Origin of the sequence: Streptomyces sp. NPDC035033, from assembly GCF_040636735.1 — a bacterium.
Lineage (GTDB): Bacteria > Actinomycetota > Actinomycetes > Streptomycetales > Streptomycetaceae > Streptomyces.
The window spans coordinates 58,993-77,862 of the sequence record NZ_JBEZUZ010000001.1 but is presented as its reverse complement, the minus strand read 5'-3'; the positions used below and the strand labels follow the sequence as shown (position 1 = coordinate 77,862).

Genomic DNA, 18,870 nt, shown 5'->3' with positions numbered 1-18,870 from the left:
AGGGGGTTTCCGGAATTCGCCCGGCCCGGCTGCGCGGAGTGAGGGTCAGCTCGCCAGGGGGAGTTGGACCACCAGCAGCGTCCCGGCCATGGTCACGCCGCCGTCCATGGCGATGGCGAGCCCGTCGGCGTAGACGTGCGGACCGTCGACGGCCGGGCGGGAGTCCTCCTCGCCGTCCTCCGTGCCGACCTGGCCGAGGAGGTACGGGATCGGGCTGTGGCCGTGCACGATCCGGGAGCCGCCGTAGGTGCCGAGCAGCTCCTGGACGGCCTGCGGGCCGGCCTCGTCGCGGAAGGCGAAGCGCTTGGTGAACTTCCGGAAGAGGTCCCAGACCTCGTCGGCGTCGTTGCGCCGGATGATCTCGTGGACCGTCTCGTTGACGTCCTCGATGGTCTCGCCGTACTCCAGGTACGCGGTGGTGTCGGAGTGCAGCAGCAGGTGACCGTCCTCGTGGACGACGGCGTCGAGCCGGGACATCCACTGGAGGTGGTGCTCCTGGAGGCGGTCCATGTCGTGCTTCTGTCCGCCGTTGAGCAGCCAGGCGGCCTGGAAGGTGGCGGTGCCGGCGCCGGAGTTGACCGGGGTGTCGCCGAAGCGCTTGGCGCCGATGAGCAGCAGCTCGTGGTTGCCCATGAGGGCCTTGCAGTAGCCGCCGGCGGCGGCCGCCTCGGCGGAGAGCCGCATGACGAGCTCGATGACGCCGATGCCGTCGGGGCCGCGGTCGGTGAAGTCGCCGAGGAACCACAGCCGGGCGTTGCCCGCGGCCCAGCCGCCGTTCTCGTCGACGAGGCCCTGGGCGCGCAGGGCGGCGACGAGTTCGTCGAGGTAGCCGTGGACGTCGCCGACGACGTAGAGCGGGCCGGGGCCGTCCCCGGCGGGGACGGGCGCCGGCGCGGCGGCCGGGGCGACGGGGACCTGGAGGGTGTCGCCGCGCTGGATGACCGGCAGGTCGCGCTCGGTCGGGGTGTAGCCCTCGGGGAACTCGTCGGCGTACCCCCCGCCGGGGTGGCCGGCGGCGGTGGCGACGGGCGGTACGACGGGGGGGACGGACGCGGCGGCGGGGGCGGGCGGCGCGACGGGGGCCGGGTCCGGGTACGCGGCGGCGGGGCGCGGGGCGGCGGCGGGCGGCACGACGGCGGCCGGTTCCGGGTACGGGGCGGCGGCCGGCTCCTGGTACGGGGCGGGCTCGGGGCGCGGGGCCGGTTCGGCGTGCGCGGCCGGAGCGGCCGGGGTGGCCGGAGCGATCGGCGCGGGCGGTGCCGGGAACGCGACGGGTTCGGGGTACGCGGGCGGGCGGGTGCCCAGGTGGAGCGTGGGGTCGGCGGGCGCGACGGGCGGCTCGGCCGGGTGGCCCTGCACGGGCACCCGGGCGTACGGGGGTACGCGGAAGTCACGCAATGTCGCCGTGCGCTCCACGGGATCCTGCCCGGCCCCCTGAGTCATCGACCCCTCCACCACCGTCGCGATGCCCTGCACATCGCGGACCGGCCTGGTCGGGGTGGTCCGCGGTGTCGTGCGCCCATCATAGGAATGAGGGTCCGCCTGTGTGACGCACCAGGGGTGGTGAATCCGGGTTCGCTCCGGGTTCACCGGTTGTTTCGCCCGAATTGAGAAGGTCCAGTCCAGGGCCGGGTCCGGTGGGGTGGCCGGTTTCGCCGACTCCGCCCACGGGCAGGGGCGGAACGGCGCTTCGTTCCTCCGGCCGCTCCTTCGGCGCGGCCGGCGTTCGGCGGGGGTGTCCGGGGGCGCCCGACGGGGGTGTCCGGGGGGGCGCCCGGCAGGGGGTGCTCAGTCCTTGGCGGGCGAGCGCGGCGGGCTGACCGTCGTCCGCGGCGAGCGGCGCTGCGAGGAGGTGCGGACGATGAGTTCGGTCGGTATCACCTGCTCGACCGGACCGTCGCCCTCGACCCCCTCGATGGCGTCGATGAGCAGCTGGACCACGGCCGTGCCGATGCGGCGCGGCTTGAGCGAGAGCGTGGTGATGGGCGGTTCGGTGGTGGCGTAGACGGTGGACTCGCTGCAGCACACGATCAGCAGGTCGTCGGGGACGCGCAGGCCGTAGCGGCGGGCGGCGGCGAGGAGGTCGGTGCCGTTGGGGTCGAAGAGGCCGTACACGGCGTCGGGGCGGTCGGGGCGGGCGAGCAGCCGGTCGGCCGCGACGGCGCCCGCGCACGGGTCGTGCGCCGGGTAGGCCTCGTAGACGGGGTCCTGCCCGACCCGCTCGCACCAGTCGAGGTACGCGGTGGTGGAGAGGCGGGTGTAGGTGTCGGTGGTGGTGCCGGTGAGGAGGCCGATGCGGCGGGCGCCGGCGGCGGCGAGGTGGTCGAGGAGGTCGAGGACGGCGGCCTCGTGGTCGTTGTCGACCCAGGCGGTCACCGGGAGGGTGCCGGCCGGGCGTCCGTCGGAGACGACGGGGAGGCCCTGCCGGACGAGTTCGGTGACGACGGGGTCGTGGTCGGAGGGGTCGATGACGACGGTGCCGTCGAGGGCGACGTTCGACCAGACGTCATGGCGGGAGGTGGCGGGGAGGATGACGAGGGCGTAGCCGCGGGCGAGCGCGGCCGAGGTGGCGGCCCTGGCCATCTCCGCGAAGTAGGCGAACTCCGTGAAGGTGAAAGGTTCATCCCCGTACGTGGTCACGGTCAGGCCGATGAGTCCCGACTTGCCGGTGCGGAGCGTGCGGGCCGCCGCGGAGGGGCGGTAGCCCAGCCGGTCGGCGACCTCGCGGACGTGCCGGCGGGTGGCGTCCGGGAGACGGCCCTTGCCGTTGAGCGCGTCGGAGACAGTCGTGATGGAGACCCCGGCGGCGGCGGCCACGTCCCGGATGCCTGCCCGGCCCTGCCGGCTTCCCCGGGTCTGTGCCCGGCTCACCTGGTGCTTCCCTGCTGCTGTCATGGCGAGCCGATAGTAGGGCGACGAGGGGTGGGGGGGACGGCCGCATATGCAGGCGTTGACAGGCACGTTTCTGCATGGTCGACAGGGCTCAAAGATGCCTTAATCAAAGGTAGTTGACGGTTCTTGCATGCGACTCGATGTCGTGGGGAGGGATGGGCCTGGCGAGGGGGCGAGGTCTCGAAGAGGTCTCAACTCACCTCTACGGGGGATGCGCGCCACGGCGCTCGCCACCGGCGCGCGCCACCCGTCCGCGCGCCCCCCGGGCGGGCGGGCCCGGCGGGAGGGTCGTCCACAGCGTTGCAGGGCTGTTGTCCACAGCCCATTCGCAGCGGGCGTGAATCCTCATAAAGTGAGAAGCATTGGCGGTACGGACGGTCGAGGAGGCCACACTGTGAGCGAGACCAGCGGGACGAGCGCGTCCCACCCGAAGCTGCGCGCCGAGCTGGACGGCATCCCCACGTACAAGCCGGGCAAGCCGGCCGCGGCGGGCGGCCCGGCCGCCTTCAAGCTGTCCTCCAACGAGAACCCCTACCCGCCGCTGCCGGGCGTGCTGGAGAGCGCGCTGGCCGCCGCCGCGAGCTTCAACCGCTACCCGGACATGGCCTGCACCGCGCTGTCGGAGGAGCTGGCCGACCGCTTCGGCGTCCCGGTCTCCCACATCGCCACCGGCACCGGCTCGGTCGGCGTCGCCCAGTCGCTGCTCCAGTCGACCTCGGGCCCGGGCGACGAGGTGATCTACGCCTGGCGCTCCTTCGAGGCGTACCCGATCATCACCCAGATCAGCGGGGCCACCTCGGTGCAGGTGCCGCTGACCGAGGACGAGACGCACGACCTCGACGCGATGGCGGCGGCGATCACCGACCGGACCCGGCTGATCTTCGTCTGCAACCCCAACAACCCGACGGGCACCGCGGTGCGCCGGGCCGAGCTGGAGCGCTTCCTCGACCGGGTGCCCTCCGACGTCCTGGTGGTGATCGACGAGGCGTACAAGGAGTTCGTCCGCGACACCGACATCCCGGACGGCGTCGAGATCTACCGCGACCGGCCGAACGTGGCGGTGCTGCGCACCTTCTCCAAGGCGTACGGCCTGGCGGGGCTCCGGGTCGGCTTCGCGATCGCCCACGAGCCGGTGGCGGCGGCGCTGCGCAAGACGGCGGTGCCGTTCGGCGTGAGCCAGCTGGCGCAGGACGCGGCGGTGGCCTCGCTGCGCGCCGAGGACGAACTGCTCGGGCGGGTCGGCTCGCTGGTGGCGGAGCGCGAGCGGGTCCACGCGGGGCTCGTGGCCCAGGGCTGGACCGTGCCGGACGCGCAGGCGAACTTCGTCTGGCTGCGGCTCGGCGAGCGGACCGTGGACTTCGCGGCGGAGTGCGAGCGGCACGGCGTGGTGGTGCGGCCGTTCGCGGGGGAGGGCGTGCGCGTCACGATCGGCGAGACCGAGGCGAACGACCTGTTCCTGAAGGTGGCGGAGGGCTTCCGCCAGGGGGCCTGAGCGGCCCGGCGGGAATCAGGCGAGTTCCACGCGGATCGGGTCGCCGTCGCGGACGGTGGCCAGGATCCGCGGGTCGTCGTCGAGCGAGCCCAGCAGGTTGCAGGGGCTCGCCAGCCGGCACTCCTCGCCCCGTGAGATCGGGGTCGGTCCGTAGGGGAGGGCGAGGGCGTCGCCCTCGGTCCAGAAGGCGACCGTGCCGGGATCGACGACCTGGAGCGCCCCCTCCTCGCGGGGGACCGAGACCGGAGTGTCGAAGTAGACCTCCTCGCCCCAGGTGCGGGCGGTGGAGACGATCGGCAGAGCCCCCACGAGCGCCGTGCTCGTGGGGGTTTCGTCGAGGGTGGCCGTGGTGTGTCCGGCCGGCCAGGAGAGGCGTATCCGAAGGGTCATGGCCCGGATTCAACAATATGTTGAAGGTCTTGGGAAGGTGTGACCTTCGGTACACGACCCCGACCTCCAGTACGGATTTCGTATGAGTCATAATGCTTGTGAATGTGAACGCGTTCACAAGCGTGTCCCTGTTCATCCCGAAATAAGAAGGATTAAAGGGGCAGACTGCCGCTGTGATCACGGCGATGTAAGGAGAAGACGACGTGGACCTAGCTCTGGCGCCAGAGACTCTGGCGCGCTGGCAGTTCGGCATCACCACCGTCTACCACTTTCTCTTCGTCCCCCTGACGATCTCACTCGCCGCCCTCACCGCCGGTCTCCAGACCGCCTGGGTCCGGACGGAGAACGAGAAGTACCTCAAGGCGACGAAGTTCTGGGGGAAGCTCTTCCTCATCAACATCGCGATGGGGGTCGTCACCGGCATCGTGCAGGAGTTCCAGTTCGGCATGAACTGGTCGGACTACTCCCGCTTCGTCGGTGACATCTTCGGCGCCCCGCTCGCCTTCGAGGCGCTCATCGCCTTCTTCTTCGAGTCCACCTTCATCGGCCTGTGGATCTTCGGCTGGGACAAGCTGCCGAAGAAGATCCACCTCGCCTGCATCTGGATGGTGTCGATCGGCACCGTCCTCTCCGCGTACTTCATCCTGGCCGCCAACTCCTGGATGCAGCACCCGGTCGGCTACCGGATCAACGAGGAGCGCGGCCGCGCCGAGCTCACCGACTTCTGGGCGGTGCTCACCCAGAACACCGCGCTCACCCAGTTCTTCCACACCATGACGGCGGCCTTCCTCGTCGGCGGCGCCTTCATGGTCGGCATCTCCGCCTTCCACCTGGCCCGCAAGCGGCACGTCCGCGTCATGCGGACCTCGCTGCGCGTCGGCCTGATCACCCTGATCATCGCCGGCCTCGGCACCGCCATCAGCGGTGACCTGCTCGGCAAGGTCATGTTCAAGCAGCAGCCGATGAAGATGGCCGCCGCCGAGGCGCTGTGGGACGGCGAGGCCCCCGCACCCTTCTCGATCTTCGCCATCGGCGACGTCGACAAGGGCCACAACAAGGTCGCCATCGAGGTCCCCGGAATACTCTCCTACCTCGCCAACGGCGACTTCGACTCGTACGTCCCCGGCATCAACGACGTCAACAGGGCCGAGCAGGAGAAGTACGGCCCCGGCGACTACCGCCCCAACATCCCGGTCGCCTACTGGGGCTTCCGCTGGATGATCGGCTTCGGCATGGCCTCGCTCACCGTCGGCGTCGTCGGGCTCTGGCTGACCCGCAAGAAGTTCCTGATCGCCCCCGGCCTGAGGACCGGTGAGGACGAAGTGCCGAACCTCGTCCTCTTCAGGAACAAGGCGCTCAGTCCCAAGATCGGCAAGTGGTACTGGGTCGTGGCCCTCTGGACCATGCTCTTCCCGCTGATCGCCAACTCCTGGGGCTGGATCTTCACCGAGATGGGCCGCCAGCCCTGGGTCGTCTACGGCGTGCTGCGCACCAGCGCGGCCGTCTCCCCCGGCGTCTCCCAGGCCGAGGTGCTCACCTCGATGCTCGTCTTCACCACGCTCTACGCGATCCTCGCCGTCATCGAGGTCAAGCTCCTCGTGAAGTACGTGAAGGCGGGCCCGCCCGAACTCACCGAGGACGACCTCAACCCGCCCACCAGGATCGGCGGGGACTCCCGCGACGCCGACCGGCCCATGGCCTTCTCGTACTGAGGCTCAGGAGATCGAGGCATGGAACTCCACGACGTCTGGTTCGTACTCATCGCCGTCCTGTGGACCGGCTACTTCTTCCTGGAGGGATTCGACTTCGGGATCGGCGTCCTCACCAAGCTGCTCGCCCGGAACCGGCCCGAGAAGCGGGTCCTCATCAACACCATCGGACCCGTCTGGGACGGCAACGAGGTGTGGCTGCTGACTGCCGGCGGCGCGACCTTCGCCGCCTTCCCCGAGTGGTACGCGACCCTCTTCTCCGGCTTCTACCTGCCGCTGCTGATCATCCTGGTCTGCCTCATCGTCCGTGGCGTCGCCTTCGAGTACCGCGCGAAGCGACCCGAGGAGAACTGGCAGCGCAACTGGGAGCAGGCCATCTTCTGGACCTCGCTGATCCCCGCGATCCTGTGGGGCGTGGCCTTCGGCAACATCGTCCGGGGCGTGAAGATCGACGCGGACATGGAGTACGTCGGCGGCTTCTGGGACCTGCTCAACCCGTACGCCCTCCTCGGCGGACTGGTCACGCTCACCCTCTTCACCTTCCACGGCGCGGTCTTCGCGGCGCTGAAGACCGTCGGCGACATCCGCGTCCGGGCCCGCGCGCTCGCCGTGAGGCTGGGCCTGGTCACGGCGGTGCTCGCGCTCGCCTTCCTGATCTGGACCCAGGTCGACACGGGCGACGGCTGGAGCCTCGCGGCGATGCTGATCGCGGCGGTCTCGCTGGTCGGCGCGATCGGGGCGATCAAGGCCGGACGCGAAGGCTGGTCGTTCGCGCTCTCGGGGGTGACGATCGCCGCCGCGGTCGCGATGCTGTTCCTGGCGCTCTTCCCGAACGTCATGCCGTCCTCGCTCGACCCCGCGTGGAGCCTGACGGTGACGAACGCGTCGTCGAGCCCGTACACGCTCAAGATCATGACCTGGTGCGCGGCGATCGCCACCCCCCTGGTCCTGCTCTACCAGGGCTGGACCTACTGGGTGTTCCGCAAGCGGATCGGCACCCAGCACATCGCCGACGCCCACTAGGCCGTTTCTTTCCGGATCGGGCCGTCTCTTCCGGCACGATCCGGAAGAGACGGCCCAGGCACCCGCCGGCACCTGCCAGTGCCGTCGTCGCCCGGGTCCGCGAGGGCCCGGGCGCTCATCCAGAGGGGCATGTTTCACGTGAAACCGATCGACCCGCGTCTGCTCCGGTACGCCAGGGCGACCCGCTTCTTCCTCGCCGCGGTCGTCGTGCTCGGCCTGGCCGGGGCGGCGCTGGTCGTCGCCCAGGCGATGCTCATCGCCGAGATCGTGGTGGGGGCCTTCCAGAAGGGCCTGTCGGTCTCCGCCCTCACCACTCCCCTGCTGCTGCTCGCGGGGGTCGCGGCCGGGCGCGGCCTCGTCTCCTGGCTGACCGAGCTCGCCGCCCACCGGGCGAGCGCCGCGGTCAAGTCCGAACTCCGCGGCCGGCTCCTCGACAGGGCCACCGCCCTCGGACCGGGCTGGCTCGGCGGACAGCGCACCGGCTCGCTCATCGCCCTCGCCACCCGGGGCGTGGACGCGCTCGACGACTACTTCGCCCGCTACCTGCCCCAGCTCGGCCTCGCGGTCGTCGTCCCGCTCGCCGTCCTCGCCCGGATCGTCACCGAGGACTGGGTCTCGGCCGCGATCATCGTCGTCACCCTGCCGCTCATCCCGGTCTTCATGATCCTGATCGGCTGGTACACCCAGGCCCGGATGGACCGGCAGTGGAAGCTACTCTCCCGGCTCTCCGGCCACTTCCTCGACGTCGTCGCCGGTCTGCCCACCCTCAAGGTCTTCGGCCGGGCCAAGGCCCAGGCCGCCTCGATCCGTGCCATCACCGCCGACTACCGGCGGGCGACCATGCGCACCCTGCGGATCGCCTTCCTCTCCTCCTTCGTCCTGGAACTGCTCTCCACCCTGTCGGTGGCGCTCGTCGCCGTCACCATCGGCATGCGGCTCGTCCACGGCACCCTCGACCTCTACACCGGGCTCGTCATCCTGGTCCTCGCCCCCGAGGCCTACCTGCCGCTGCGCCAGGTCGGCGCGCAGTTCCACGCGGCGGCGGAGGGGCTCGCGGCGGCCGAGGAGATCTTCGAGGTCCTCCAGGCCCCGGTGCGCGGCGGCGGTACGCGGGCGGTGCCGGACGCGCTCCGGATCGAACTGGACCGGGTGACGGTCCGCCACGCCGGCCGGGCCGAACCCTCGCTGGACGCGGCGAGCCTCACCGTCGAGCCGGGGGAGAAGGTGGCCCTCGTCGGGCCGAGCGGCGCCGGGAAGTCGACCCTGCTCGACGTCGTCCTCGGCTTCACGGAGCCGGAGGAGGGCGGAGCCGTACGGATCGGGGGCGTGGACCTCGCGGAGCTGGACCCGGAGGCCTGGCGGTCGCGGATCGCGTGGGTGCCGCAGCGGCCGTACCTCTTCGCCGGGACCGTCGCCGAGAACGTGCGGCTCGCCCGGCCGGAGGCGAGCGACGAGGAGGTGCGGGCGGCGCTGCGGGACGCCGGGGCGGACTCCTTCGTGGCCGGGCTGCCCGAGGGCGCCGCGACCGTGCTCGGCGAGGACGGGGCCGGGCTCTCGGCCGGACAGCGGCAGCGGCTCGCGCTCGCCCGCGCCTTCCTGGCGGACCGGCCGCTGCTGCTGCTCGACGAGCCGACGGCGGCGCTGGACGGGGAGACGGAGGCCGGGATCGTCGACGCGGTGCGGCGGCTCTCCGCGGGGCGGACCGTGCTGCTGGTCGTGCACCGGCCGGCGCTGCTCGCCGTCGCCGACCGGGTGGTGACGGTCGGGGCGGCGGCCGGCGCGGCGGACCGCGCCGACGGGGCGGACGCCGACCGGACCCCGGCCGCCGTCGCCTCCGCCCCCGCACCCGCCCCGGGCCCGGCGGCCGCCGCGGCGGAGCCCGTACCCGCGTCCGCATCCGCGACCGGGGGCGGCGTTCTCGCCCGGGTCCGGGCGGCGGCCGGCGGGCTCAAGGGGCGGATGGGGCTCGCGCTGCTGCTCGGCAGCCTGGCGCTCGGCTCGGCCGTGGGACTCATGGCCGTCTCCGGCTGGCTCATCTCGCGGGCCTCGGAACAGCCCCCGGTGCTGCACCTCATGGTCGCCGTGACCGCCACCCGCGCCTTCGGCATCGGCCGGGCCGTCTTCCGGTACGCCGAGCGGCTCGTCTCGCACGACGCCGTGCTGCGGATCCTCGCCGAGCTGCGGGTCTCCGTCTACCGGCGGCTCGAACGGATCGCCCCCGCGGGGCTGCGCCGCACCCGGCGCGGCGACCTGCTCTCCCGGCTCGTCCAGGACGTCGACGCCCTCCAGGACTACTGGCTGCGCTGGCTGCTCCCGGCCGGTGCCGCGCTCGTCGTGGGGCTCGGCTCGGTCGGCTTCACCGCCTGGCTGCTGCCCGAGGCGGGCGCCGTGCTCGCGGCCGGCCTGATCGTCGCGGGCGTGCTCGTGCCGCCGCTGGGCGCCGCCCTGGCCCGCCGGGCCGAGCGGCGGCTCGCCCCGGCGCGCGGGGCGCTGGCCACCGCCGTCGCCGATCCGCTGCGCGGCTGCGCCGAGCTGACCGTGGCCGGGGCGCTGCGGGAGCGGCTCGACCGGGCGAAGGCCGCCGACCGCGTCCTCACCGGCATCGCCTCCCGGCAGTCCGCCGCCGCCGCGCTCGGCGCCGGGCTCTCGGCCGTGGTGTGCGGTCTGACGGTGGTGGCCGCCGCCCTCGTCGGCGTCCAGGCCGTGCGGGACGGCCGGCTCGACGGGGTCGCCCTCGCGGTCGTCGTGCTCACCCCGCTCGCCGCCTTCGAGGCCGTCACCGGGCTGCCGCTCGCCGTCCAGTACCGGCAGCGGGTCAAGCACAGCGCCGAGCGGGTCTTCGAGGTGCTGGACGCGCCCGTCCCCGTACGGGAGCCGGCCGTGCCCGCCGCTCCCCCGGCGAGCCCGTTCCCGCTGGAGCTGGCGGGGATCGGGGCGCGGTACGCCGGGCAGGACCGGCCCGCGCTCGACGGGTTCGCGCTCACGCTGGAGGCCGGGCGGCGGGTCGCCGTCGTCGGCGCCTCCGGCTCGGGCAAGACGACCCTCGCCCAGGTGCTGCTGCGCTTCCTGGACGTGGAGGCCGGCACGTACCGGCTCGGCGGGGTGCCCGCGTGGGAGCTCGACGGCGACGACGTGCGCCGCTCGGTCGGGCTCTGCGCGCAGGACGCGCACCTCTTCGACAGCTCGGTGCGGGAGAACCTGCGGCTCGCCCGTCCCGACGCGGACGACGAGCGGCTGCGGGAGGCGCTGCGCCGGGCCCGGCTGCTCGACTGGGTGGACGGGCTGCCCGACGGGCTCGACACCCTCGTGGGCGAGCACGGCTCGAAGCTCTCCGGCGGCCAGCGGCAGCGGCTCGCCCTGGCCCGCGCGCTCCTCGCCGACTTCCCGGTCCTCGTCCTCGACGAGCCGGCCGAGCACCTGGACCTGGCCACCGCGGACGCGCTCACCGACGACCTGCTGCGCGCCACCGAGGGCCGTACCACCGTCCTCATCACCCACCGGCTGCGCGGCCTCGACGCGGTCGACGAGGTGGTGGTCCTCGACGGCGGCCGGACGGTGCAGCGCGGGCCGTACGCCGAGCTCGCCGCCGAGGACGGGCCGCTGCGCCGGATGCTGGAACAGGAGCGGGCGACCGACCTGCTCCTCGGCGGGGCGGGGGAGGCCGGGCCGGTGGTGACCGGGTCGCGGTGATCGGGGTGCGGTGACCGGTTCGCGATGACCGGGGCACGGGGATCGGACCGCGGTGATCGGGGGCCGGGAGCGGGGCCGGAGCCGGGACCGCGGTGATCGGGGCCGGGCGGTCGGGGTTGTGCGTGGGGGCGGGGCCAAGGCGGTCGGAGTCGGGCGGTCGGGGCTGTGCGTGGGAGCAGGGCCGGAGCGGTCGGAGTCAGGCGGCCGACTTTTCTCGCCAAATGGGACTAACTAGGCTCGGGCCCATGACCGCCGCCGCCACGCCCGAATCCCCGGACCCCCTGGCCACCGCCACGGAGGCCACCCGGAGCCTCCAAGGGCTGTCCACGGAGCTGACCGCCCGGGTGCCGCAGCTGCTCGAAGCCATGCGGTCGGTGGGCACCGGCCTCGAACTCCACACCACCCTCGACCGGATCTGCGAGACCGCCGCGGAGCTCGCCGACGCCCGCTACGCGGCCATCGGGGTCGTCGACGAGGAGGGCGAGGGGCTCTCCGACTTCGTCACGTACGGCGTCGCCGAGGACGTGGCCCGGCGCATCGGACGCCGGCCCGACGGGCACGCCGGGCTGCTCGGCGCGCTCATCCGCGAGCCGCGGACGATCCGGCTCGCCGACCTCGCCTCCGACCCGCGCTCGGCGGGCTTCCCGGCCGGCCATCCGGTGATGCGGACCTTCCTCGGCGTCCCCATCCGCGTCCAGGGCGAGATCTTCGGCAACCTCTACCTCGCGGAGAAGCGGGGCGGCGAGGAGTTCAACGACTACGACGAGCACATGGTCCGGGTGCTCGCCACCGAGGCCGGCATCGCCATCGGCAACGCCCGGCTCTACGAGGCCGCGCGCCAGCGCGAGCGGTGGATCGACGGCTCGGTCGCCGTCACCACCGCCCTGCTCTCCGGCGGCGACGCCGACGACGCCCTCGCCGTCGTCGCCGAGCAGGCCCGCCGGCTCGCCGACGCGGACGCCGGGATTGTGCTGCTGCCGGCCGAGGAGGGCGGCCTGGAGATCGTCGCGGTCTCCTCGGAGCGGGCCACCCGGCTGCTCGGCGTGGTCGTCTCGCCGGAGAGCGCGATCGTGGAGCAGCTCCTGGAGGGCGAGGCCGTCTTCATGCAGGACGCCTCGACGGACCCGCGCATGGTCACCCCGATGAGCGCCGCGTACGGGCCCGGCATGATCCTGCCGCTGCAGAGCGGCGGCCGGGTCCTCGGCGCGCTCGCGATGCCCCGCGAGCGGGGCGGCAAGCCCTTCACCGAGGCCGAGCGGACCCTCGCCACCCAGTTCGCCTCGCAGGCCGCGCTCGCGCTGATGATGGCCGAGGCGCAGCGCGACCGGGAGCGGCTCGCGGTCTTCGAGGACCGCGACCGGATCGCCCGCGACCTGCACGACCTCGTCATCCAGCGGCTGTTCGCCACCGGGATGATGCTGGAGGGCGCCCAGCGGAAGGCGGTCGTGCCGGCCGTCCAGGAGGGCGTCGGCAAGGCCGTGGACGAACTGGACGTGACCATCCAGGAGATCCGCACGGCGATCTTCGCGCTCCAGCAGGGGCCCGCGGAGGCCCCGTCGGGGCTGCGCACCCGGGTGCTGCGGGAGATCAACATGGCGGCGGTGCCGCTGGGCTTCAAGCCCGCGCACCGCTTCCTCGGCGCGATCGACGCCACCGTCGGCGAACTGACCGGCAAGAACCTGATCGCCGCGCTCCGCGAGGCGCTGTCCAACGCCTTCCGGCACGCCGAGGCGGCCCGGATCGAGGTCGTCGTCGACGCGACCGTGACCCTGCCGGACGGTTCGCCCGGGGTACGGCTCACGGTCGCGGACGACGGCGTCGGCCTGCCGGAGGGCGGCTGGCGCAGCGGCCTGCACAACCTCGCCCGCCGCGCCGAGTCGCTCGGCGGCGCGAGCTGGTGCGGCCCGGGCCTCGGCGAGGACGGCGGCGGCACGTCGGTGGTGTGGGAGGCGCCTCTCTAGAGCCGGGGTTCGTCGCCCCGGGCCGGGGCTCCGGGGGCGGGGCCCGCCGCGAGGGCTTCGGCGACGAGCCGTTCGATGACGACGGCGACGCCGTCCTCGTTGTTGCCGACGGTGCGGCCCGAGGCGGCGGCGATCACGTCGGGGTGGGCGTTGCCCATGGCGTACGAGCGTCCCGCCCAGCTCAGCATCTCGATGTCGTTCGGCATGTCGCCGAAGGCCACGACCTCGTCCGCCGTGATGCCCCGCTGGGCGCAGCAGAGTTCGAGCGTCGACGCCTTGGAGACGCCGAGGGCGCTGATCTCGATGAGCGCGGTGGGGCTGGAGCGGGTGAAGGAGGCGAGGTCGCCGGCGGCCTCCCGGGCGGTGGCCAGGAAGGCGTCGGGGTCGAGCGCGGGGTGCTGGGCGAGCAGCTTGAGCACGGGCGCGGCGGCGCCCGGCTCCTCCTCGTAGAGGAGCTTCTCGGCGGTGGCGACGGTGGCGCCGGGGTCGAGGAAGAAGGGCGGGTACTGCGGCTCGTAGTGGATCCCGGTGGTCAGCTCGACGGCGAAGCTGGTGCCGGGGGCGGCGGCCCGCAGGGCCCGTACGACGTCGAGGGCGACGGGCCGGGGCAGGGGGCGGACCTCCAGGAAGACGCCGCCCGCGTGCAGGTCCACGACGGCGGCGCCGTTGGCGCAGATGGCCAGGCCGTGGCCGTGGACGTGGGCGCTGACCACGTCCATCCAGCGGGCGGGCCGGCCGGTGACGAAGAAGACCTCGATCCCCGCCCGCTCGGCCGCCGCGAGGGCGGCGACGGTGCGCTCGGAGACGGACTTGTCGTCGCGCAGGAGGGTGCCGTCGAGGTCGGTGGCGATCAGCCGGGCGGCGGGGCGGCCGGCGGGTTCGCCGCCGGAGCGGACGGTGGGGTGGGTGGCGGGGGAGCCGGCGGAGCGGGCGCCGGCGGGGCCGACGGGAGCGCCGGCGGATCGGGTCGAGGGTCGGGGAGAGGTCACCTCCTCATTGTTCCGCACCGACCGCACGGGCGTGCGGGTCACCGCACATTTGAGTAGGCCGGGTGGGGTGGGGCGGGCGGGCCCGTACCGGTGGGGGATCGCAGGCCTCGGGAAGGAACAGGGAGGAAAAGGAAGGAACAGGGGGAAATTGAAGAAGAGGGGACGAGCGTGAGGAGACAGGGAGGAATCAGCGGACCGGAGGCCGGGCAGACGCCCGCCATGGGTGACGTTCTCGTCGGGGTGTGTTCGTGGACGGACCGGGAGCTGCTGTCCAGCGGCTGGTACCCGGAAGGCCACCGCGGCGCGGAGGCCGCGCTGCGGTACTACACCACGAGATTTCCGCTGGTCGAGGTGGACGCCACCTACTACGGGCTGCCCAGCACGCGGAACAGCGCGCTCTGGGCCGAGCGCTCCCCGGACGGCTTCCGGTTCGACGTGAAGGCGTTCTCCCTGCTGACCGGGCATCCGACCCGGCCCGGCGCGCTGCCGGCCGACCTGCGGACGGCACCGACCGGGCGGAACGGCCGGACGGCGGCGGACCCCGAGCTGCTCGACGAGGTGTGGCGCCGGTTCAGCGGCGCCCTTGAGCCGCTGCGCCGGGCGGGGCGCCTGGGGACGGTCCTCTTCCAGTTCCCTCCCTGGCTCGCGCCGGGCGCGTCGGCGGCGTCGATGCTGCGCCGGTGCAGGGAACGCACCGAGGGCTGGCCGGTGGCGGTGGAGTTCCGGCACCCCGACTGGTGGCGGCCGGACCGTTACGCCGCCACCTTCGGCCTGCTGGCGGAACTGGACCTGGCCGCCGTGGCCGTGGACATGGCGCAAACGCTCCCCACGTCCATCCCGCCGGTCGCCCCGGTCCCCTCCGACCGGCTCGCGGTGCTGCGCTTCCACGGCCGCAACCGCGCCTGGGGAACGGGCTCGAAGGAAGAACGGTTCCGCCACCGGTACACGCCGGAGGAGCTCGCGTCCTGGACGCCGGCCGTCCGCGAGATGGCCGACCGGGCCCGCGAGGTCCACGTCCTGTTCAACAACTGCTGCGGTGACGCGTCCGTGCGCGCCGCCGAGACGATGGGCCGTCTCCTCGGCACGCCGTCCGGCGCCTCCGCCCCGGGCGACCGGGCGGAACGGCCGTCCTGAGCGACGACGCAGAACGGCAGGGGGTGCCCCGCAGGGTCGACGGCATGCGACGGAGCACGGTGATCCTCAGACTCCAGCGGTCGACCCCGGTCCGGGGGCCGGGATGAAGCCGGTCAGCAGGATCTTGCCCCACCGGTCGAACCTCGCTCACTCATCGCGGCCTGCCCTGGGAAGACGTACGCTGAGCGTCTTGGTCCCGACCCGACCGAAGCGGATCAGAGCGCGATGAGCCGGACGCGGTCACCACACAGCTTGGCCATGTCGTCGATGTCCGACGTGAGCATGGCCACCGGGCCTGGCTGGCGGAGCGCGAGCTCGGCGACGGTGGCATCGATTGCGTACTTGTGGCCGTGCAGGCCGGTTTCCTTCAGTAGGCCGGCGGCGGCTCCGGCCGCCTGCTCGGTCACCGCTTCCACCTTGACTTGGGAGAGCACCCAGTTCAGTCGGGCGGTGTTCACCCGGGCGTGCATGACTTCCACGATGGTGTTGACGCAGACCACGAGATCGGCAGCCATCGAGTGGAAGGACCGGATCATCGCGAGCACGGCCCGGTCCTGTGAGATCCAGGCGGACAGCCCTTGGGAGTCCAGTACGACGGTCTCGATGCGGTGGTTCACGCGGCGCTCGCCGGCTCCTCGTGCTCGGCCGTGCCGAAGATCCTGGCCTGGGCCGCGGCCAGCTCCTCGTCGGTGAACGCGCCGTGCTCATCCTCGTAGCGGCGCAGCTCCTCACCGAGCAGCTGGTGCCTGATCTGGCGGGCGACGGCCTCCGCGACGTAGCCGGAGACGTTGTCCGTGAGCCTCTTCAGCTCCGCCACCTGCTCCGTGGGCAGAGTGACCGTGATGCGGGTCGTATCAGCCATGGAGCCAGCATACTGCGGTATGCGCGCCCTCTCTCGGGCTTCTCCGCCTGCGAGCTCAGCGCCGTCCCGCACCGAGCAGCTCGCGTAGACGATCGCCGATCACGGACACCCCGGGGCGCGGGTCGCTCTCGTAGTACCAGGGCTTGCGTCGGCGCAGCAGCGCGTCACCGTGCTCGCTCCAGGTGAATCCGGGCTTCCTCAGCAGTTTCCGGAACACGGCGTCCGCCGTCTCCGGGTGAGCGGCGACCAGCCGGCGGATCGGCAGTGGCGTGATCGACTCCTCGCGCAGGTACGTGCGCAGCAGGTCCTGGTGCTGTCTGCGACCCGTGAGGGCGGGCTCCGCGAAGAGGTCCCGCAGCATCCCGTAGTCGGCGTAGAAGTTGAGTCCGTCGACCTGGTCGTAGATGACGCCGACGGTGTCCGAGTCCGCCAGTTCTGACGGCAGCTCGAAGAAGGGCAGTTGGCGGTGGCGGTAGTGGGCGTTGAGGAGGTCCTCGGCTTCAGCAGGCGGAAGGACCAGTTCGTCGCCACCGCAGAACTCGATGAACGCTGCTCGGTCCTCCCGCATCCGCTGCCATCCCTGCTCGATCTTCCGGGGGTTGCGGAAGACCAGTTCGGGGTGGTGTGTGGCCAGTTGCAGAGCTGCCCGGGCGATCTCGGTGGCGCTGGACCTGGGGTAGCTCGTCATCGCCCCGGACACCAACCACGTCCCGCCGACCGGGTGGACGGGTACCAGGCAGGTATGGAGGAATCCCCCCTCGGACACTCCGCGGAACGCCGCCCGCCCGACGTTCGAGTACGTGCGGTACTCCAGGTCGTCGACGAGGTTCAGCAGGACGACGGCATCCCCGTCCTTGCGCCGGATCTCGAAGACGCCCTCGACCGGGTCACGCCAGCCGAGCAGCATTTCCCGGTCGGCCGCGGTCAGGTCTTTCCGGCCGGCGACGAACCGGTCCACCACGGTCGAACCGTCCGGCAGGCGGTACCGCAGGACGAAGTGGTCGGTGATCCGGATCGCCTCGCCCTCGTCCAACTGCCGTTCAGGTCCAGCGGCCTCCAGCAGGAGGGGTGTCAGCCACCGTTCGAAGCGGGCACTCTGTGCGAAGGTGACCAGCCGCTCCTTCAATTCGGCGCTGCGCTCGATGAGGTCGGCCGGCGAGGGTCCACCCGCGCCCTGTACGGCGTCAGCCACGTTCAGCCCTTTCGTGCAAGCCGGTTCCGCGTGAAGTGAGGGGTGCCCGGCCTCAACCGGCCCAGTGACGGTACGCCTCGATCCTTCCCCGAGCTCTCGGCTCCGCTCGAGCAGGGGAGACCCCGTTCGCCCCTTCGGGCGCCGGGCTGGGCGACGGCGGATCCAGGATCCCGATCGACTGCCGGGCGTGACCGCGAGAGCACAAGGCGACGATCCTGCCGTCGGGCGTGAGGTCGACGCCGCGTACCGTCACCTCGGCGCCGAGAACGGCGGTGGCGAAGGGCAGGGCGAGGTGCTCCTCAAGCAGTGTGAACAGACCGGTCAGCTGTTCGCCCTCGCCGTGGGCGCCCACCGTCGCCTCTTCGATCATGGCCTCAAGCCCGGCCCTGCCCAGCGTGCCCATGACGCCACGGTAGTGGCCCGCACAGCGACGTCGAAGCGGCTTCCCGAATCTGGGCCGCCGGCAGAACCATGGCAGCGGAGAGCCCGCGTATCGTCGAGGTCATGCGTCTGAGCACGGTGATCCTCCCCATCCACCGGTGGGCCGAAGGGCAGAAGATCTGGCGGCGGGCCGAAGACCTCGGCTTCCATGCCGCGTACACGTACGACCACCTGTCGTGGCGGTCGTTCCGGGACGGGCCGTGGTTCGGTGCCATTCCCACGCTGACGGCGGCAGCGGCAGCTACACAGAGTATGCGATTGGGCACGCTCGTCACCTCGCCCAACTTCCGGCACCCGGTGACGCTGGCCAAGGAGCTGATCACGCTCGACGACGTCTCCGGGGGCCGGGTCACCCTCGGCATCGGGGCCGGCGGCAACGGCTTCGACGCCACCGCGCTCGGCCAGGAGCCGTGGACGCCGAAGGAGCGGGCCGACCGGTTCGCCGAGTTCGTCCCGCTGCTCGACCGGCTGCTCACCGAGGACGTGGTGACGGAGCGCGGCACGTTCTACTCGGCCGACGAGGTCCGCGACATCCCCGGCTGCGTGCAGCGCCCCCGGCTGCCCTTCGCGGTCGCGGCGACCGGCCCGCGCGGCATGCGGCTCGCCGCCCGGTACGGGCAGGCATGGGTGACGACCGGCGACCCGAAGCTGTACGAGACGGGCACCGCGGCCGAGTCGGCGGAGGCCCTGCGCGGCCAGATCGAGCGGCTCGGCAAGGCGTGCGCGGAGAGCGGCCGGGACGTGGCCGAGCTGGACAAGGTCCTGCTCACCGGCTTCACCCCGGAGAAGAACGCCGTGCTCGACTCCCTCGAAGCCTTCGTGGACTTCGCGGGCGTCCACCGCGACCTCGGTTTCACCGAGATCGTGATCCACTGGCCGATCCAGGACTCGGTCTTCGCCGCCGATCAGGCCGTCTTCGAGGCCATCGCCACGGAGGCCCTCGGCCGGCTCGGCTGACGCGCGCGGCCGGTGCCTCCGCCGGTGCCGGGTGCCGCGCCCGGCACCGGCGGAGGTCGCTGGTACGGGCAGCCGATGGCCGGCGCCGGCGCTTTCACCGGTGACCGCCGGGGCTCCCGCATACTCCTGTCATGTCCC

15 protein-coding genes are annotated in these 18,870 nt (G+C 72.6%); 7 read left to right on the top strand and 8 right to left on the bottom strand.

Going from position 1 to position 18,870, the window contains the following annotated elements; all coding sequences use genetic code 11:
- Positions 1-45 precede the first annotated feature (45 nt).
- Positions 46-1,458: a metallophosphoesterase gene (locus AB0E83_RS00360; protein ID WP_362104258.1), complete on the bottom strand. Its 1,413-nt coding sequence runs from the start codon at positions 1,456-1,458 to the stop codon at positions 46-48.
- A gap of 330 nt (positions 1,459-1,788) precedes the next feature.
- Positions 1,789-2,895 (bottom strand): LacI family DNA-binding transcriptional regulator, encoded by a 1,107-nt coding sequence (locus tag AB0E83_RS00355; protein WP_362103882.1) that lies wholly within the window; start codon positions 2,893-2,895, stop codon positions 1,789-1,791.
- Positions 2,896-3,286: 391 nt separating this feature from the next.
- On the opposite strand from AB0E83_RS00355, the gene hisC reads away from it, so the two are divergent.
- The gene (gene hisC / locus AB0E83_RS00350; protein ID WP_362103880.1) at positions 3,287-4,384 is read left to right on the top strand and encodes a histidinol-phosphate transaminase; all 1,098 of its coding nucleotides are present in this window, start codon (positions 3,287-3,289) and stop codon (positions 4,382-4,384) included.
- Between the two features lie 15 nt (positions 4,385-4,399).
- On the opposite strand, the gene AB0E83_RS00345 is transcribed toward hisC, so the two are convergent.
- Positions 4,400-4,774, bottom strand: a complete 375-nt coding sequence (locus AB0E83_RS00345) for a cyclophilin-like fold protein (protein ID WP_362103878.1) — start codon at positions 4,772-4,774, stop codon at positions 4,400-4,402.
- 203 nt (positions 4,775-4,977) lie between these two features.
- Here AB0E83_RS00345 and AB0E83_RS00340 point away from each other — a divergent pair, with 203 nt between their 5' ends.
- The 4 genes from AB0E83_RS00340 (at position 4,978) to AB0E83_RS00325 (ending at position 13,157) form a co-directional block, all read left to right on the top strand.
- A complete protein-coding gene (locus AB0E83_RS00340; protein ID WP_362103876.1) occupies positions 4,978-6,486 on the top strand; it encodes a cytochrome ubiquinol oxidase subunit I in 1,509 nt (502 codons plus the stop codon).
- Positions 6,487-6,504: 18 nt separating this feature from the next.
- Positions 6,505-7,506, top strand: a complete 1,002-nt coding sequence (gene cydB, locus AB0E83_RS00335) for a cytochrome d ubiquinol oxidase subunit II (RefSeq protein WP_362103874.1) — start codon at positions 6,505-6,507, stop codon at positions 7,504-7,506.
- 138 nt (positions 7,507-7,644) lie between these two features.
- Entirely contained in the window at positions 7,645-11,196 is a 3,552-nt protein-coding gene (cydD, locus tag AB0E83_RS00330) for a thiol reductant ABC exporter subunit CydD (protein ID WP_362104256.1), read from the top strand.
- Between the two features lie 245 nt (positions 11,197-11,441).
- Positions 11,442-13,157 (top strand): GAF domain-containing protein, encoded by a 1,716-nt coding sequence (locus AB0E83_RS00325; protein ID WP_362103872.1) that lies wholly within the window; start codon positions 11,442-11,444, stop codon positions 13,155-13,157.
- On the opposite strand, the gene AB0E83_RS00320 is transcribed toward AB0E83_RS00325, so the two are convergent.
- Positions 13,154-14,011: a Cof-type HAD-IIB family hydrolase gene (locus AB0E83_RS00320; protein WP_362104254.1), complete on the bottom strand. Its 858-nt coding sequence runs from the start codon at positions 14,009-14,011 to the stop codon at positions 13,154-13,156. The two genes, AB0E83_RS00325 and AB0E83_RS00320, sit on opposite strands and share 4 nt — an antisense overlap.
- Before the next feature lie 354 nt (positions 14,012-14,365).
- Here AB0E83_RS00320 and AB0E83_RS00315 point away from each other — a divergent pair, with 354 nt between their 5' ends.
- The gene (locus tag AB0E83_RS00315; protein WP_362103870.1) at positions 14,366-15,280 is read left to right on the top strand and encodes a DUF72 domain-containing protein; all 915 of its coding nucleotides are present in this window, start codon (positions 14,366-14,368) and stop codon (positions 15,278-15,280) included.
- A gap of 215 nt (positions 15,281-15,495) precedes the next feature.
- Here AB0E83_RS00315 and AB0E83_RS00310 read toward each other — a convergent pair whose 3' ends face one another.
- The 4 genes from AB0E83_RS00310 to AB0E83_RS00295 are packed head-to-tail and all read right to left on the bottom strand — an operon-like array spanning position 15,496 to position 17,737.
- Positions 15,496-15,897 (bottom strand): DNA-binding protein, encoded by a 402-nt coding sequence (locus AB0E83_RS00310; protein WP_362103868.1) that lies wholly within the window; start codon positions 15,895-15,897, stop codon positions 15,496-15,498.
- Complete coding sequence (locus AB0E83_RS00305; RefSeq protein ID WP_362103866.1) at positions 15,894-16,142, bottom strand: hypothetical protein; 249 nt, start codon at positions 16,140-16,142, stop codon at positions 15,894-15,896. Before AB0E83_RS00305 ends, AB0E83_RS00310 begins: the two co-directional genes overlap by 4 nt.
- Before the next feature lie 55 nt (positions 16,143-16,197).
- Positions 16,198-17,334: a hypothetical protein gene (locus AB0E83_RS00300; RefSeq protein WP_362103864.1), complete on the bottom strand. Its 1,137-nt coding sequence runs from the start codon at positions 17,332-17,334 to the stop codon at positions 16,198-16,200.
- A 52-nt stretch (positions 17,335-17,386) separates the two neighbouring features.
- Entirely contained in the window at positions 17,387-17,737 is a 351-nt protein-coding gene (locus tag AB0E83_RS00295) for a hypothetical protein (protein WP_362103863.1), read from the bottom strand.
- A 101-nt stretch (positions 17,738-17,838) separates the two neighbouring features.
- Here AB0E83_RS00295 and AB0E83_RS00290 point away from each other — a divergent pair, with 101 nt between their 5' ends.
- Positions 17,839-18,732 carry an LLM class flavin-dependent oxidoreductase gene (locus AB0E83_RS00290; RefSeq protein WP_362103861.1) on the top strand — a complete coding sequence of 298 codons (894 nt, stop codon included), beginning with the start codon at positions 17,839-17,841 and terminating at the stop codon, positions 18,730-18,732.
- Positions 18,733-18,870: the final 138 nt, after the last annotated feature.